The sequence below is a fragment of the Thermosipho africanus Ob7 genome (genome assembly GCF_003351105.1).
In the GTDB taxonomy this organism is placed as follows: domain Bacteria; phylum Thermotogota; class Thermotogae; order Thermotogales; family Fervidobacteriaceae; genus Thermosipho; species Thermosipho africanus.
On record NZ_NKRG01000001.1, the window covers coordinates 11,620 to 27,708 of the forward strand.

General features: G+C 31.4%; 16 protein-coding genes and 1 tRNA gene. 4 read left to right on the forward strand and 13 right to left on the reverse strand.

Annotated features, from left to right (window positions below):
- Window positions 1–7: 7 nt before the first annotated feature.
- The 12 genes from atpG to recJ form a co-directional block, all read right to left on the reverse strand.
- Window positions 8–829 carry an ATP synthase F1 subunit gamma gene (gene atpG / locus OB7_RS00080; RefSeq protein ID WP_012579654.1) on the reverse strand — a complete coding sequence of 274 codons (822 nt, stop codon included), beginning with the start codon at window positions 827–829 and terminating at the stop codon, window positions 8–10.
- 6 nt (window positions 830–835) lie between these two features.
- Complete coding sequence (atpA, locus tag OB7_RS00085) at window positions 836–2,359, reverse strand: F0F1 ATP synthase subunit alpha (protein WP_004100563.1); 1,524 nt, start codon at window positions 2,357–2,359, stop codon at window positions 836–838.
- Between the two features lie 4 nt (window positions 2,360–2,363).
- Window positions 2,364–2,915, reverse strand: a complete 552-nt coding sequence (locus OB7_RS00090) for a F0F1 ATP synthase subunit delta (protein ID WP_114702169.1) — start codon at window positions 2,913–2,915, stop codon at window positions 2,364–2,366.
- A complete protein-coding gene (gene atpF / locus OB7_RS00095; RefSeq protein WP_004100568.1) occupies window positions 2,912–3,397 on the reverse strand; it encodes a F0F1 ATP synthase subunit B in 486 nt (161 codons plus the stop codon). The genes OB7_RS00090 and atpF overlap by 4 nt, the downstream gene beginning before the upstream one ends.
- 14 nt (window positions 3,398–3,411) lie before the next feature.
- Entirely contained in the window at window positions 3,412–3,663 is a 252-nt protein-coding gene (locus OB7_RS00100; RefSeq protein ID WP_004100570.1) for a F0F1 ATP synthase subunit C, read from the reverse strand.
- A 24-nt stretch (window positions 3,664–3,687) separates the two neighbouring features.
- On the reverse strand, window positions 3,688–4,530 hold the full coding sequence (gene atpB / locus OB7_RS00105) for a F0F1 ATP synthase subunit A (RefSeq protein ID WP_004100572.1): 843 nt from the start codon (window positions 4,528–4,530) through the stop codon (window positions 3,688–3,690).
- Complete coding sequence (locus OB7_RS00110; RefSeq protein ID WP_012579651.1) at window positions 4,514–4,894, reverse strand: F-ATPase I-subunit; 381 nt, start codon at window positions 4,892–4,894, stop codon at window positions 4,514–4,516. Before OB7_RS00110 ends, atpB begins: the two co-directional genes overlap by 17 nt.
- Window positions 4,872–5,123: an AtpZ/AtpI family protein gene (locus OB7_RS00115; protein ID WP_004100576.1), complete on the reverse strand. Its 252-nt coding sequence runs from the start codon at window positions 5,121–5,123 to the stop codon at window positions 4,872–4,874. The genes OB7_RS00110 and OB7_RS00115 overlap by 23 nt, the downstream gene beginning before the upstream one ends.
- A complete protein-coding gene (locus OB7_RS00120) occupies window positions 5,120–6,190 on the reverse strand; it encodes a M24 family metallopeptidase (protein WP_170128433.1) in 1,071 nt (356 codons plus the stop codon). Before OB7_RS00120 ends, OB7_RS00115 begins: the two co-directional genes overlap by 4 nt.
- A 25-nt stretch (window positions 6,191–6,215) precedes the next feature.
- Window positions 6,216–6,292 (reverse strand) — tRNA-Arg (locus OB7_RS00125).
- 4 nt (window positions 6,293–6,296) lie between these two features.
- Window positions 6,297–6,905: a Holliday junction resolvase RuvX gene (gene ruvX / locus OB7_RS00130; protein ID WP_004100580.1), complete on the reverse strand. Its 609-nt coding sequence runs from the start codon at window positions 6,903–6,905 to the stop codon at window positions 6,297–6,299.
- Between the two features lie 9 nt (window positions 6,906–6,914).
- Entirely contained in the window at window positions 6,915–9,842 is a 2,928-nt protein-coding gene (gene recJ, locus OB7_RS00135) for a single-stranded-DNA-specific exonuclease RecJ (RefSeq protein ID WP_114702171.1), read from the reverse strand.
- Window positions 9,843–10,067: 225 nt separating this feature from the next.
- Between recJ and OB7_RS00140 the strand changes: the two genes are divergently transcribed.
- Genes OB7_RS00140 through OB7_RS00155 form a run of 4 tightly spaced genes read left to right on the forward strand, consistent with a single transcriptional unit; the run spans window position 10,068 to window position 13,994 of the window.
- Complete coding sequence (locus OB7_RS00140) at window positions 10,068–10,277, forward strand: hypothetical protein (protein WP_114702172.1); 210 nt, start codon at window positions 10,068–10,070, stop codon at window positions 10,275–10,277.
- A 15-nt stretch (window positions 10,278–10,292) separates the two neighbouring features.
- Window positions 10,293–11,156: an Hsp33 family molecular chaperone HslO gene (gene hslO, locus OB7_RS00145; RefSeq protein ID WP_114702173.1), complete on the forward strand. Its 864-nt coding sequence runs from the start codon at window positions 10,293–10,295 to the stop codon at window positions 11,154–11,156.
- A complete protein-coding gene (locus tag OB7_RS00150) occupies window positions 11,153–12,349 on the forward strand; it encodes a sensor histidine kinase (protein WP_012579646.1) in 1,197 nt (398 codons plus the stop codon). Before hslO ends, OB7_RS00150 begins: the two co-directional genes overlap by 4 nt.
- Window positions 12,339–13,994 (forward strand): formate--tetrahydrofolate ligase, encoded by a 1,656-nt coding sequence (locus tag OB7_RS00155; protein WP_012579645.1) that lies wholly within the window; start codon window positions 12,339–12,341, stop codon window positions 13,992–13,994. The genes OB7_RS00150 and OB7_RS00155 overlap by 11 nt, the downstream gene beginning before the upstream one ends.
- Before the next feature lie 92 nt (window positions 13,995–14,086).
- Here the strand turns inward: OB7_RS00155 and OB7_RS00160 are convergent, their stop codons facing one another.
- Window positions 14,087–16,006, reverse strand: coding sequence for an IGHMBP2 family helicase (locus tag OB7_RS00160; protein WP_114702174.1), 1,920 nt, complete (start codon window positions 16,004–16,006; stop codon window positions 14,087–14,089).
- Between the last annotated feature and the right edge of the window lie 83 nt (window positions 16,007–16,089).

The following is a 16,089-nucleotide window of genomic DNA, read 5'->3' on the forward strand; positions in this document are numbered from 1 at the left end:
TTTAAAATTATTCCTCTTGCAGTGCTTGAGCGCCAGAAACTATTTCAATTAGCTCCTGGGTTATTGAAGCTTGTCTTTCTTTATTGAATTCAAGAGTAAGTTCTCTAATCACTTCATCAGCGTTTTCTGTAGCATTTCTCATAGCATTTTGTCTTGAGTATAATTCACTAACTTTTGTTTCGTATGCGTAAGAGTATATACTAGTTGCTACATAGAATACCAAAGCTGAATCTACTAAATTTTCTAATTCAGGTTCGTATTCATATCTTGAAGATTTGGTCTTTTCAATTTCAATTGGGGTAAGTTGTACAATTTCAGGTTTTTGCATAAGCCTATTTTTAAATTTTCCATATACAACAAAAATTTTACCAACCCCGTCATTTACTAAATCATTTGTTAATGTTTTGGCAAAATCAAATGTAGGAACATCATAAATTCTTTCATAAATTCTCCTGGTACTTTTGTGCTTTTTAAAGAATGGAATTGTTTTATTTCCTATCGCATAAACGTAATCAATACCTTCTTTTTCAACAAAATTCAATGCAGCTCTTCCTATTTCAGTTGGAAAAGCACCACACAAACCCATATCGGTCGAGATAACAACTAGAGCTTTTTTTCCTTCTCCGGTTATAAATGGGTGATTACCTACAAATTCTATATTTTCAAGAATTCGTTTTGTTTCATTTAAAAATTCTCTAACGCCTTTCAAGTTTTTTTCTACTTTTTTTACTCTGGCAGTAGCAACCATTTCCATTGCCTTGGTGATTTTCTTTAGTGATTCGGTTGATTGAACTCTCTTTTTAATTGAAAGTAGCTTTCCTCTACTCATTTAGCATCACTTCCCATATACTTTGACAAATTCACTTTTAAACTCTTCAATAGCTTCTTTTAGCATTTTTTCAGTTTCTTCTGAAAGATCTTTCTCCTCTCTAATCTTGTTTAAAATTTCTGATTTTTTATCTTTTAGAAATTCAATTAATTTTTTTTCAAAGAGTCTTACTTTTTCCACTTCAAGATCATCCAGATAGCCGTTTATACCTGCATATAGAACAGCAACTTGTTCTTCAACTTCCATGGGAGCGTATTGTTCTTGTTTCATTAGTTCCATTAATCTTTGACCTCTAGTAATTTGTGCTTGAGTTGCTGGATCAAGTTCTGTAGCAAACTGAGCAAATGTTTCAAGTTCTTGGTATTGAGCAAGATCTAGCTTTAATGAACCTGCAACCTTTTTCATAGCTTTGATCTGTGCAGCTCCACCAACACGAGAAACAGAAAGCCCTATGTTTACAGCAGGTCTTTGGCCTGCATAGAAAAGAGAAGGTTCAAGATAAATTTGTCCATCGGTTATTGAGATAACGTTTGTTGGTATATATGCGGATATGTCATTTGCTTGAGTTTCAATAATTGGGAGGGCAGTTAAAGAACCTCCACCGTATTTTTCATCTAATCTTGCTGCTCTTTCAAGAAGTCTGGAATGTAAATAAAAAACGTCACCTGGATAAGCTTCACGGCCAGGTGGTCTTCTAAGTAAAAGAGAAAGTTGTCGGTATGCAACAGCATGCTTTGAAAGGTCATCGTAAATAACTAATGCATCTTTTCCGTTATAGAGGAAGTATTCTCCCATTGCACAGCCTGCATATGGAGCTATGTATTGCAATGCAGCATTATCTGCAGCACTTGCAACAACAACTGTGGTGTATTCCATTGCTCCTGCTTCTTTTAATTTACTAACTAATCTTGCAACAGCAGATGCTTTTTGACCTATTGCAACATAAACACAATATACACCTTTTCCTTTTTGATTTATTATTGTGTCAATTGCTATTGCAGTTTTACCTGTTTGCCTATCTCCGATTATTAATTCCCTTTGACCTCTTCCAATTGGAATCAACGCATCAATTATCTTTATACCTGTTTGAAGAGGTGTATCAACTGGTTTTCTGTAAATAACACCAGGTGCTTTTACTTCAACATCTCTAAATTCTTTTGCTTCAATTGGACCAAGACCATCTACAGGTTCACCAAGTGGATTTACGACTCTACCAAGAAGTGCTTCACCAACAGGAACTTGCATTATTTTCTTTAATCTTCTTACAGTATGTCCTTCTTTGATTCCTTTATAATCACCTAAAATTATTATACCTACATTATCTTCTTCCAAGTTAAATGCAACACCTATTGTCCCTGTTTCAACAAACTCAACCATTTCATTGGCCATAACGTTATTCAAGCCGTATGCTCTTGCAATTCCATCACCGACTTGTATAACCTTACCAACATCTTCTAAATTAATTTCTTCTTTGAATCCTTCAATTTTTGACTCAAGTACTTTTACAATTTCTCCGGGATTTATTCTCAAGATTTCACCCCTTTCTTAAGAAAAAAACTTCCTTAGCAATCTTGTCCATTCTTCCCTTTATTGACACATCTATCATTTTTCCTGCAAATTCTATAACTGCTCCTGCAATTAAAGATTCGTCAATTGTTTCTTCAATTACAGGGGTTTTACCGACATATTTTTCTACAAAATCATTTATAACTTTTATCTCTTGGTCTGATAACTTTACAGCAGTTTTAACATTAACCAATATCTTATTTTCAATATCAATAGCAGTGTATTTATAAAGTGATTGCATTTGAGGAATAAATTTTTCTCTTTTGTTTTCAAAAACAATATTGATAAAGTTTAAGAAAGCTTCATCTGGGCTTTCTTTAAAAACTTCCTCAAATGCTTGCTTTATTACAAGAACCTTTTGTTCTGGTTTTACAATTGGATTGTTGAAAAATGTTGCAAAATTTTCATAAATATCCTTTACAAAAGATAGAAATTCACCATATTTTTCGATTTTATTTAATTTTTGTCCGACAATCAATAATGCTTTAACATATTTACTGGCAATAACAGAATATCTCATTTTTCAGACCCCTTTAAAACTTTCACAAGATATTCTCTCTTTGCCTTTTCGTCTAATGTGCCTTTGAGAACTTTCATTGCAAGAGCAACAGCGATTTCTCCAACCCTTTGTTCCACTTCCTTTATCATTTCTGCACGTTGTCTTTCAATTTCATCTTTTGCTGCAGCTATGATTTTTGAAGCTTCATCTTCTGCTTTTTTCTTGGCATCACTAATAATATTTTCAGCTTCATCTTTTGCCTTTTTTATTATTGAATCAGCTTCGCTTCTAATTTTCCTTAGTTCTTCAGTTGCTTCATTTTTGAGCTTTTCAGCTTCTTTTCTTAATTGTTCAGCTTTTGCTATTTCCCCTTCTATCTTTTCTTTTCTTGCGTCCATGACCTCAAAATATTTATCGTAGAGAAATTTCTTTAAAAAGTATAAAAGCAACAAAAAACTCATCAGTTGAACAACTGATGTCAAATTAATTTCAAACATATCCATAATATCGCCTCACATTATAATGTAAGAAGTATTAAGAAAGCAATCAAAAGGGAGTAAATACCTGTTGATTCAGCAACAGCGTCTGCAAGTAACATACGAGTTGTGATTGTTCCAACCATTTCAGGTTGTCTTGCCATTGCATCCATTGCATGTGCACCAATGTTACCTTCACCTATACCAGGACCAATAGCACCTATACCCATTGCAAGACCTGCACCGATTGCTTTACCCATAATAATTAATGCATCTGCCAAGCTTTTTTCCATAAGTACCAACCTCCTCTTAAAGATTTATGATATTTTTTCTGAAATATATGCAACTGCTAACATTGAAAACACAAGCGCTTGAACCAAACCGACAAACATACCAAAGTAACCCCAAAATACCACAGGCATAAATAGATACTTAACTAGATACGAAAGCATAAATGTTAAAATTGCACCTCCACCAATATTTCCAAAAAGCCTTAAAGAGTGAGAGATTGGTTTTGCAAGTTCACCAATTATATTCATCGGAAGCATTATTGGTGTTGGTTCCATCCATGATTTAAGCCATCCGCCAAATCCCTTTGCTTTAATTGCAAACGCATGACTTATTACAAAGACCATTAATGCATAAGTTAGATTTGTATTCAGATCAGCGGTTGGTGAAAACCAAGTATCCTGGAAGAGAGTAAATTTAACGTGACCATCTACCACACTTACATTTATACCTGGAATTGCACCACCAATTACATTAGCGATTGATATGTAGATAAACAAGGTGGTTGCAATCATAAAGGTAGGCTTTACAAACTTTGGATCATCAATAACACTTTCTACAACTTCATACATAAAATCCATTACTGATTCAGATAGAGCTTGCTTTCTATCCGGAATAACTTTAAAATTTTTTCCAACGCGTACTGCGAAAATAATAAGGCCTATAATTATAGCCCAACTCATTATTAGAGTTAGAGGATTAATTCGTGTGTACCAAGCTTTTGTATCAGAAAATTGCACTATCCATCTGTTAGCAAGTCCTTTTGTTACCTCGGCAGTGTCTTTCGGTACAAAGTAGATGGCATTGATAATTCCAACTACAGTATAAATTATTAAAAATATTAAAAGACCTGTGCTAATCTTTTTTTTCATGCCAGCCACCTCCAAATAAAAAGCCCACTAAATACGCAGAAATTTTTACATTTATCAATCCTAAAAAAGCACTAATAATTGCTGTGAGTTTTTCTTCAAAAATAACTCCTACTAAAAGAAAAATACTGGCTGAAAAAATATAACGAATGTAGTATCCTTTTTTGCTGACTTTTCTTTTTAAATTCAGACTAATTATATCGTAATATAGTGAAATTATGTATAAAATTGCACCAAGTGTACCAAAAATGTAACTTACTATAAACGTCGTTTTGTTTTTTGTAATAATACTACCAATAGTTATTACAATTAAAGCTATAAATATTATAACATAAATAAATTGTTTAATTATTTTTTCGTTTTTCATTTTTATCAACCTTTTCAACTTCTTTTAGCAGTTGCCGTATAGCATTATAAATACCAGATATAGCACCAAAAAACAGAAAAATAATTACAAATAATTTGTCTTTTTCAAAAATTTTATCTAACCATTTTCCAATAAAATAGCCTACTACGACATTACCTATTACCGTTGCTCCAAAAAGAGTTAAAAGATTTAATTTGTTTAATTCTTTTACGACATTGTCCTTTTTCATACTATAAAAATATCTCTTGGAAGACTACTTAAAACTTCACAGCCGCTTTCCGTGAGTAGAATATCGTCCTCGATTCTAATACCAAACTTGTTTGGCAAATAAATACCTGGTTCTACAGTTACAACGGAATTTGCTGGTAATTTTTCACTATTTAAATAACTTAATCTTGGCTCTTCATGTACTTCTAAGCCAATACCATGGCCTAATGAATGTCCAAAATATTCTCCATATCCTTCATTTTTAATGTGTTCTCTAGCAGCAAGGTCAATTTCAGCACCTGTTAAAGATGCCCTCGCAATTTCTATAGCTTTTTCTTGAGCTTTGTATACAACACTGTGAACTTTTTTGACTTCTTCAGAAGGTTCACCAATGCAGAATACTCTAGTTAAATCACTTGCGTATCCTTTGTAAAATGCTCCCCAGTCAACAACAACAGGTTCACCTTTTTCTATGGCTTTTTCGCTAGCTATTCCATGTGGAAGGGAACCACGCCATCCGGACGCAACGATTGTATCAAATGAAAATTTATCTCCACCAAGCATTTTAATTTGGTATTCAAGGTAAGCTGCAAATTCTTTTTCAGTCATACCAACTTTAACTATTTCCAGAGTTTTTTTGAAAGCTTCTTCTGCTATATGAATTGCCTTCCTTATTAATTCAATTTCCTCATCTGTTTTAACTGCTCTAAGTCTTAAAAGCTCTTGTGAGACATCTATAAATTCAACACCATCAAGATTATTGTTTAAATATTCCATTACTTTTGCTGATGTTTTATCTTTTTCAATTCCAACCTTTTTTGCTTTAATATCTTTTAGGAGTTCAACTATAAGATCTAAAAATTTTTTATCGCCTTTGAACTTTACAAGATCAAATTCTGACTCCAATTTTACTTGTTCCCAATATCTTGAATCAGTTACGATTATTCTTTTATCTTTTGAGAATATTACACCAGAAAAGCTTCCACTAAAACCAGAAATAAATCTTGTAGTCGGTTTGTTAGAGCCTTCAAAATTAAGAACTAATAAAGTATCTAATCCTTTTTCGTTTAGTAAATTTACTAAATTCATCATTTTCCCCCTTTCATTTTTCACTTGGTGTGCCTGGCGGGATTTGAACCCGCAACCTCTGGATCCGGAGTCCAGGGCTCTATCCAATTGAGCTACAGGCACTTACCTAAACTAATATAATTTTACCACCACTTTTTAAAAAATTCTTTCCATTTTTTTCAAATTCTTTTTTTGTAATGACTATATTATATTTTTTGTCAAGTGTATCGGGATTTGAATATGTAAAATTTCCAATACTTAAATGCAAAAAAGCTATTGAATAATCTTTAGTTAATGCGTCAGCTTTAATATTTTTTGAAGGTGGAACTTCATAAAATAATGCATTTTCTTCCCTTAGTTCTAAATTTAAAAATTTTTCTTTTCTAAATTTTTGAGCAACACTTGGATTTTGTACAAAATCCATAAAGATCTGTCTCGCGCTAAAGGCGTCATCATCTTTAATACCAAAAGAGCTTGCCATTTTTGTAGTCAGCCGTTCATCAATTAAAAAAACGTCGTACCCTTTTTCTACTAATTTATTTGCAAAAGTTAGAACTTTAAGACTCTGTGTTGAATAGTTTCCACTCATTGATAATGGGATACCCATGACGATCTTTTTGGCATTTGAAATAAGTTTCATAATATCTTTAGTTTTTACAGCGCCGCTTTTTGAAATAAAGTTGTTTCCTATTGCGTATCCGCATTTGCTATTTCCATAGTCGATTGCTATTATCATTGTACACCTCTATATTTCAAGATATGTATCATACATATCTCTTTCTTCAATCATCTTATAAATATCCTTTATTGAATTATTTAGTAAGAACATAGTATATCTTTCAAAGTATCTAAGTTCAAATTCACGTTCAATATTTCTAAGAATTTTTTTTCTTTCTTTGTAATCTTTTATTGCTTGATTTAATATCTTCGGAGAAATTGATACATTTTTGGAGAAATTCAAAAATTCTTCTTTGTTTTTTATATTATTTTCAAAGAATTCTTTTACTGCATTTTCGAGGTTTTCTGGAAATAGTTTTTTTAGATGTTCCATTCTCTTTTTGGCGTCCTCTTCGTTGTAATAAAGCTGCAAAATGGTATATGAATCTCCAGAAACTGCATCTATCAATTCTTTAACAGAAAGTGGAAAATCAAAAAGTCTTATTTCTGAACCATTAGGAAGCATCGAAGGGAGTCCATCTGAATTTGTTGATGATACTAATTTTTTTATTCTTCCTTTTTTAATAAGTGTGCTTATAGCCTTTTTTTGGAAATCCTCTAAAATTGGGCTGTAGAATACCAGATCTTTAAATTTGTATCCTTTAGTAATTAATTTTTCATAGAATTTTGTTACGTAGTTATAGTTTGAAAACAAGAATGCAATAGAATCAACGTCATAGTCAATAGTCTTTTTTGAATTCCTTCTATCTTCAAGGCCAAAGTTTAGTTTTCTTTCTTCACTATATAAAGGAATGTTGGTGTCAAATTTATATAGACTTGTAATTATCAATTTTTCTTTTTTTAATTTTTCTAAAAGTTTTTCATACATTTCAGTTGATAGAGCCGACAAAATATGTATTTCATTTAATACAATAAAGTCGAAATCATCAACCGGAATTTGTTCTTCAACTATCATAACTGCATTTGTAATAACATGGTTTGAAATTTTTCTATTTAAAGAATTTACAAATGAAAGGTCCTTAGGTGAGTGCCTTGAGAGGCTTTCATCTACATGGAGTGCCTCAATGTTATTTGGATTTACTATTAAAGTTCTTCCTTTTTGCATTAAAAGCATTAAAAATGCGTTTCTTGTCATTGGATCCATTTGTAAAACAAAAGGTCTTTGGATATGAAGATACTTTTCAACTTTTTCATACCTTTGAGAAAGCTCATCAAAAACTCCAAAGTGTTTAAATTCTTCTTCTTTTTGTGATTTCCAGTCATTTGTAAATGAATAAATGAAGTATTTATCGTTGTAATCTTCTTCGTGAATGGAAGAAATTTTAAAATCTAAGATATTTAAAATAGGTCCAACTCCATTTTTCCTTATATTTGCAACAACATCTAATGATGTAAGAAATGCTTGAATTGCAGGTATATCATAATAGTTTTTTCTAAGACCAAATCCAATGCCTTCCACAGTTTGTTTGTTTTTGCCTTTAAGGATCATCCTTACGTTGGAGTTGGTGTTTCCAAAGAATCGTATTCTATCAACAATACTATCTTTAATTAAGAAAACAGGTTCAGGATTTCCATGGCCAAATGGTTCCAAATACCTTAGGGAATCTATGATTTCATCATTTATATCATCAACTTCTAAAATTGAGTCTATCTCAATTTTTGAGTCTACTTCGAAAAATGTATTTCCAAATTTTTCTGATATTGCTTCAATTAATTCTGGTATTTTCTCGTTCTTTATGCTAAATCCTATTGCCATTGGATGGCCTCCAAATTCTTCGAAATAACTTGCAAAATCTGATAAAACTTCTAAAATATTTACACCATCCACGCTTCTACCTGAGCCTCTTCCAATTCCGTTTTCCAAAGATACAACTAAAGAAGGTTTGTTATATTTTTGAACTAATTTTGTGGCTACAATTCCTAAAACACCTGCATGCCAGTTGTCACCGCTTACAATTAAAATTGGCAGATCTTTAATTTTAGAATGTTCAATCTTTTCTATTGCTTCTTTGAAGATTTTGTTTTCAATCTCTTGCCTAGTAAAGTTGTATCCCATTAACATTTCAGCAAGTTGTTCTGCAGAAGAAATGTTATCAGTCATTATTAGTTTGTAAGCATCTTCTGCTGAATAAAGTCTTCCCGCTGCATTCAATTTTGGTGCAAGCCTGTATCCTATATCTTGACTTGATATATTTGTAATATTTAATTTTTTCATAAGTTGTAAAAGACCAATTCTGTTAGTTGCGTTTAGTCTCTTTAAACCTTCTTTTACTATATATCGATTTTCATCTACCAAATCCACCATATCGGCTATTGTTCCTAGCGCAACAATATCTAATACTTCATCAACTTCATCACCTGGAATTCCAAGTTCTTGTGCGACAGCCGAAATTAATTTATATGCTACTCCAACTCCTGCAAAATCCCTGAAAGGGTATGTTTCATCTTCTCTTTTTGGATCAACCACAGCGTGAGCTTCAGGAATTTTATCTTTGATCGTATGATGATCGGTTATAATAACGTACATACCTAGTTCTCTTGCTTTTTCTACTGCTTCAAAACTTGTTATTCCACAATCAACGCTCAGGAGAACTCTGTAGCCTTTTTTGAAATATTCTTCAACAACTTGTGGTTGTATGCCATATCCCTCATCAAGACGGTTTGGAATGTAATAATCAACTTTCCAACCATATTTTGAAAGGAAAGTTACTAGGGTGGCCACACCGGTGATACCATCTACATCGTAATCACCATAAACAAAAACTGGAAGCTTTTTTTCTCTTGCTTCCAATAAATACCTAACAGCCTTATCCATGTCTTTTAGTAAAAATGGAGAGCGAAGGTGTTTTTTAGATGGGTATAGGAATTTTTCAATTTCTTCAAAATCTGTATAGCCTCTTGTTACCAATAACTGAGAAGTTAAAAACGGAAGACTTAACTCCTCAGAGATCTTCTGAGCAAGCTCCTTATTAAATTTTTTTAATTCCCATTTCACTATCCTACTCCTTTCTTTTTTATTTTTTCTTTTGTAATTATTTTACCACAACTAAAATTTAATTAAAAGAATTTAATTTTTTAAAAAAAATGTTGTATAATATAATTGCATTTCTAATTTTCTCTCCATCTTATTCTTTTTTTCTTGTTGTGTTCCATGTTCCACCAGCAACATTTTGTAAACGGAAACAAGCTTTACCAAAAAAACTTCATAGGAGGTGGAATTATGAGGAACACCCCTTACTATTGGCTAGTTCTTCTTGGAGAAAAAGAGTACCATATTTTACCAATACTTTTTGTTCCATCTCAATCTCATGTCGATAACATTCTTGAAACGATTTACAAAAACAAACTTATTGATTTTGAAGTCAAAAGGGTAATGTTTTCAGATAGTTTTGAAGCAGTTAAGAGGGTTACTGAAAGGTATCTTAATTAAGAAAGGTGGTTTTATATGTTGAAAAATGGTATTGCCTACAAGGCTCTTGTTAGGTTTTCAGTTATAGATAGTACACAAATTGTTAGGACTGCAACAGAAAAACATAGACTTTCTCCAATTTCTGCGGTAGCATTAGGAAGATTGTTGACTGGAGCTGCATTAATGATTCCTTGGCTTTCTGAAAAAGAAACATTAACTTATATTATTGAAGGTTCAAATCAAATAAAGTACATAGCTTCTCAAGCAAAAAGTGATGGTACTGTAAGAGGCTACGTTATTCCAAAGATAGTTGAAACAATGACGAACGAACTTGGAAAATTTGATTTAAAAAAGGCTATAGGAAGAGGTACATTAAAGGTAGTAAAAGATCTAAATTTAAAAACTCCATATGTTACACCAGTTGAGTTAGTAAGCGGAGAAATAGCAGAGGATCTTGCACATTATTTTGCTGTTTCAGAGCAGCTCCCAACTGCTATAGCACTTGGAGTTTTAGTTGACAAAAATGGTATTAAAAAAGCCGGTGGAATAGTTATTCAAATTTTGGATAAAAATTTACCTGAAAGTGATATACTAGAAATTGAGAAAAAATTTAAAGAAATTACTCCGATATCAAACTTTTTAGAGAATAATACTGTTGAAGATGTTGTAAAACATATATTTGGGGATAAAATTGAAAAAATTGAAGAAAGAGAAGTAGAATTCAAATGTAATTGTTCATATCAAAAGGCTGTTGAGTCATTGAAGCTTTTAAAAGTAGATGAGCTTAAAGAAATGTTAAACGAAGGAAAAGCTGAAGTTGAGTGTAAATGGTGTAGTACAAAATATTATATTGAAAAAGAGGATATCGAAAAGATTTTGGAGGAAAAAGAAGAAAAATGAGTATTTCATCTAAAGTAACTTATATAACTACTGTTATTACAGCTATTACAATGGCAATAGTTTTGATCCTTTTATACTCAAGTATTCGGTTGATGATCTATCAGTCGACTAAAAAAGATCTAATTGAAAGTGTTAGACCTTGGCTTGTTACACCCATGGGAAGAATGCACAATCCAAAAAATGATATTTATATTTCAAAAGATGGGATTGTTATTGTTGATCCTTACGAAATTGGTCCAATAAATAAAATAGGGAAGTTTGAAATTAATGGTAGAACTTACATTTTTTTAAGGGCAGAAAATTTGATAGTTGGAAAAGATATTACTCCTATAGTAAATTACTTAAATAACATAAAGAAAATTTTTGTGTATATTTTTGCTATTTCATTGTCACTTATTAGTTTTCTTACATACTTTATAACAAAGAAATCTACAAAGCATTTAAGAAATTTTGTCAGTGAGCTTTCAAAAATTAAAGGCGATAATTTAAGTTATAGATTTATAAAGCCGAATACTCATGATGAAGTAGATGAGCTTGTTGAAAAATTTAACGAACTTATGGATCGTGTTGAAAAAAATTACAAGCTTCAAGAAGAATTTGTATCAAATGTATCTCATGAATTAAAAACTCCAATAGCAAACTTAATAGGTTATTCGAAAATGCTTGAAAGATGGGGTCACAAAGATGAACAAATTTTAAAAGAGGCTATAGATTCTATTGCTCAAACTTCCAAGAAGATGAAAGACTTGGTTGAAAATATGATATTACTTTCAAAAAATCTGGAACTTGATATGGAACAAATTAATTTAAGAACGCTAGTTGAAGGGATAGTAGCTGGATATAAAGATATTGAAATTAAAATAATCGGAGATGGAACAATTTTGGCCAATAAAGAAGCTTTAGAGATTGTAATTAAAAATTTAGTTGATAATGCTATATATCATGGAAAAGCACCTATTGAGATAAAATTGTATCAAGACAGAATAGAAGTATCAGATCACGGAGAAGGTATAAGCAATGATTTAAAAGAAAGGATATTTGAGAAATTTCATAAGTCGAGAAAATCTAAAGGTCATGGATTAGGACTATATATAGTAAAGAAACTTTGTGATCAAATGGGGCTTAATATTTATATTAAGAATGATAAATATACCACATTTGTAGTTGAAAGGAGTGAAAAAGATGAAAACTGATATTGAAATTGCAAGAGAAGCAAAATTGGAGAAAATAACAAAAATAGCAGAAAAAATAGACATATCAGAAGAATATGTTGAGCCATATGGAAAGTACATAGCAAAAGTTGATTTGAAAATATGGGAAAAAGTTAAAAATAACAAAGATGGAAAGTTAATTTTGGTAACTGCAATGACCCCAACCCCAGCCGGAGAAGGTAAAACAACAACAAGTATAGGGCTTTCTATGGCACTAAATAGACTCGGGAAAAAATCAATAGTGACACTTAGAGAACCATCACTTGGTCCGGTATTTGGAATTAAAGGTGGGGCTGCCGGGGGAGGCTATTCTCAAGTTCTCCCAATGGAGAATATAAATCTTCATTTTACCGGTGATATACACGCAGTTTCAGCGGCTCATAATTTGATATCAGCAGTAATAGATGCACATATAAAGTTTGGAAATGAACTTGGAATTGATCCCACTCGTATATATTGGAAAAGAACCATTGACATGAATGATAGGGCTCTTAGAAATATAGTTGTAGGTCTTGGAGGAAGTGCAAATGGGCAGCCACGTGAAGATGGATTTATAATTACTGCTGCATCTGAAATTATGGCTATTTTGTGTCTTGCTAAAGATCTTAAGGATCTAAAAGAAAGACTTTCAAATATAGTTGTAGCTCAAAGTTATGACAAAAAGCTTATTAAAGTAAAAGATTTAAAAATTGAAGGAGCACTTGCAGTTTTATTGAAAGATGCTATTAAACCTAATCTTGTTCAAACAATTGAAAATACACCTGCATTTGTACACGGAGGGCCATTTGCAAATATTGCCCATGGAACAAATAGCATAATTGCAACAAAATTAGCGTTAAAGCTTTCTGATTATGTAGTAACAGAAGCAGGATTTGCAGCAGATTTAGGTGCGGAAAAGTTTCTTGATTTTGTTTCTCCAACTGCAGGCTACGATGTAAATGCAGTTGTTGTAGTTGCTACAATAAAAGCTTTAAAATACCATGGTGGTGTAAAGAAAGACGAGCTTGACAATGAAAATGTTGAAGCTATGTTAAAAGGTATGGAAAATCTTAGGGTTCATGTTGAAAATTTGAAAAAATATAATGTTCCGGTTATTGTAGCTCTCAATGTGTTTGGAAGTGACACCCAAAGAGAATTAGATGAATTTTCAAAGAATTGTGAAATTCCTCATGCACTTGTTTATGCCTTTGAAAAGGGTGGAGAAGGTGCTGTTGATTTAGCAAATCTTGTTCTTGAAAACATAAAAGAATCTCAATATAAACCTTTAATAACTTCTGAAATGAGTCTTGAGGAGAAAATTGAAACACTTGCAAAAGAAATTTACAGGGCAGGGAACGTGATTTATACCGATAAAGCAAAGAGTAAATTGAAGTTCTTAAGAAAGCATGGGTATGATACACTACCGGTAATTGTTGCAAAAACACAATCAAGTATTTCTGATGATCCAAAAAAGATTAATGCACCATCTGGTTATACTTTTACAATAAGAGATTTTGAACTTTCTGCAGGTGCAGGGTTTATAGTGGCACTTGCAGGTGACATTATGAGAATGCCGGGGCTTTCAAAAATTCCAAATGCGGTTAATATAGACATTGATGAAGAAGGAAATATAATTGGTTTATCATAATATAAGATCCTATAAAAAGTGTCTAGTTACTTTTTTAAAGAATAAAATGTGAAAAAATTATAGCAATTTCCCCAGAATGTCTGGGGAATTTTTTATACTAAATATACTCCTTTATTTTTTACAAACTCAATAAATTTTTTGTAAGTTGGATGGTTTTCAAGAGTTGATGAATCACCGATGCAAATTAATTTTCTTTTTGCACGTGTGATTGATACATTTAAACGTCTCAGATCTGTTAAGAATCCTAATTCTTTTCTCTGATTTGATCTAACAAATGAAATGATTATAACTTCCTTTTCTCTTCCTTGAAATCCATCAACTGTATTAACTTCTACTCCAAGATTGAAAGATTTAATTAAATCGACTTGGTCATCGTAAGGTGTTATAACACCAATATATTCTCTATTTAACCCAAGTTTTAGAAATTTTTCAACAATATCTTTTACAATATTTGCTTCAAGCTCATTGAAATATGAAGTTGAATCCTTTTTTTGGTTTTCTGTTTTATTTTTTCTACTTTTTGTGTCAATGAAAATAATTGTATTTTCAGGTTTTGTAATTTCATCACTACCTTCAAATCCAAGATCTTTTAAAGTTATATTTCCAATGCCTGATTTGAGTTTTCCATTGTAAAATTCTATATTTGGAAATTCCATTATTTTTTCATTCATTCTATATTGAATATTGAGAAGTTCTTTCATGTGTGGATATTTATCAACGAGTATTTCAAATAATGTTATAGAAAGTTCTTTTGCTTTTTCTGAGATAATAGTTGGTGGAAGCTGTTTGTGATCTCCAGCTAGTACAAATTTTTTACCTTTTGAAAGCGGAATTAAAACACTAGGTATAGTAGTTTGTGCTGCTTCATCTATAACGACAACATCAAATTCAAATCCTTTTAAAATTTCAGAATATGAGGATGAGTTTGTTGAAAATACAACACTTGAGTTTTCAATTATATCTTTTGAAATCTCTTCCTCAAGTTTTTCCATTTCTTCTTTGATTTTTTCTATTTTATTGTTTAAAGTTATCCACTCTGCCATGGCATTTATCATTTTTAATGGTATTCCCCTTGTTGTTTTACCTTCTTTTGAAAGTTTCAAAATTTGTTCATCCGAAAGTCCACGTCTCCACTTTTGTATAGGTTTTTGGAATTTCTCTCTTTTTTCTATTAAATTTGAAAACTCTTCTTTTAATTTATAGAGTTCTTTATATCTTTCATGTTTTTCTATTTTGAACAAAAGAGTAGAGGATAAAAGTTTTTTTGATACTCTTGAAGGATGACCAATCCTTACATGAGAGACTTTTTCAGAGAGCCTTTCAACAAGATTATCAACAGCCATATTGCTATCTGCCGAAACAAGAACTTTTTTCCCTCTCTTTACTTCCTGTAAGATATACTCAACGAGTGTTCTTGTTTTTCCGGTTCCAAATGGACCGTGAATAAGGAAAAAGTTTTTGCTTGAAAGTGCTTTAGAAATGGAAAGTTTTTGAGAATAATTAAGATTTTTATCAAAAGGTTTAAAATCAATTTTTTTAATATCATCAAATTTGATATCTTTTAGAATGTAAGAAAGAACTTTTTTGCCATTTTCAGATAAGTTTTTTAAATTATCAATTTGCCTTTTATATGTTACGTCGCTTGCGTAGAGATCAATTCTAACTTCTTTAAAACTTTTTGGAAGGAGTTTGTCTAACGAAACTACTATAAATCTTGAACCTTTTTCAACTACAACACCTTTAAAATCGTCTCTAACTTTTCCTTTATTTTTATTTATTAATACTTCATCACCAACATTAATTTCTGTTTCAATTATTTTACTTCTTCCAAATTTAATAAGATATAATCCAAGTTCTTCTCCGATTACTTTTGGCTTTAAATTTAATATTGCTCTTCCCTTTTTTTCTCGTTCAAAGCCAGATAAATTTTTTATTTCCCACTCCATTTTTTTTATTTCTTCATTTCTTTCTAATTGAACAAGTTTAATTAATTTCTCAATGTATTTTTTCAATTTTGATCACCTCACCTTTTTTATTATATCATTACAGTTTCTAAGGATTTTTTAAGGTTAAATATATATAATGAAGATGTAAA

Bases quoted from the DNA above. Each gene is read 5' to 3' on its own strand.
- ruvX (WP_004100580.1), bottom strand. From the start codon at position 6,905: ATGATAATAGCAATCGACTATGGAAATAGCAAATGCGGATACGCAATA.
- OB7_RS00115 (WP_004100576.1), bottom strand. From the start codon at position 5,123: ATGAAAAAGGACAATGTCGTAAAAGAATTAAACAAATTAAATCTTTTA.
- OB7_RS00140 (WP_114702172.1), top strand. From the start codon at position 10,068: ATGAGGAACACCCCTTACTATTGGCTAGTTCTTCTTGGAGAAAAAGAG.
- OB7_RS00120 (WP_170128433.1), bottom strand. From the start codon at position 6,190: ATGAATTTAGTAAATTTACTAAACGAAAAAGGATTAGATACTTTATTA.
- hslO (WP_114702173.1), top strand. From the start codon at position 10,293: ATGTTGAAAAATGGTATTGCCTACAAGGCTCTTGTTAGGTTTTCAGTT.
- atpF (WP_004100568.1), bottom strand. From the start codon at position 3,397: ATGGATATGTTTGAAATTAATTTGACATCAGTTGTTCAACTGATGAGT.
- OB7_RS00090 (WP_114702169.1), bottom strand. From the start codon at position 2,915: ATGAGATATTCTGTTATTGCCAGTAAATATGTTAAAGCATTATTGATT.
- atpB (WP_004100572.1), bottom strand. From the start codon at position 4,530: ATGAAAAAAAAGATTAGCACAGGTCTTTTAATATTTTTAATAATTTAT.
- OB7_RS00150 (WP_012579646.1), top strand. From the start codon at position 11,153: ATGAGTATTTCATCTAAAGTAACTTATATAACTACTGTTATTACAGCT.
- OB7_RS00100 (WP_004100570.1), bottom strand. From the start codon at position 3,663: ATGGAAAAAAGCTTGGCAGATGCATTAATTATTATGGGTAAAGCAATC.
- atpG (WP_012579654.1), bottom strand. From the start codon at position 829: ATGAGTAGAGGAAAGCTACTTTCAATTAAAAAGAGAGTTCAATCAACC.
- OB7_RS00110 (WP_012579651.1), bottom strand. From the start codon at position 4,894: ATGAAAAACGAAAAAATAATTAAACAATTTATTTATGTTATAATATTT.
- OB7_RS00155 (WP_012579645.1), top strand. From the start codon at position 12,339: ATGAAAACTGATATTGAAATTGCAAGAGAAGCAAAATTGGAGAAAATA.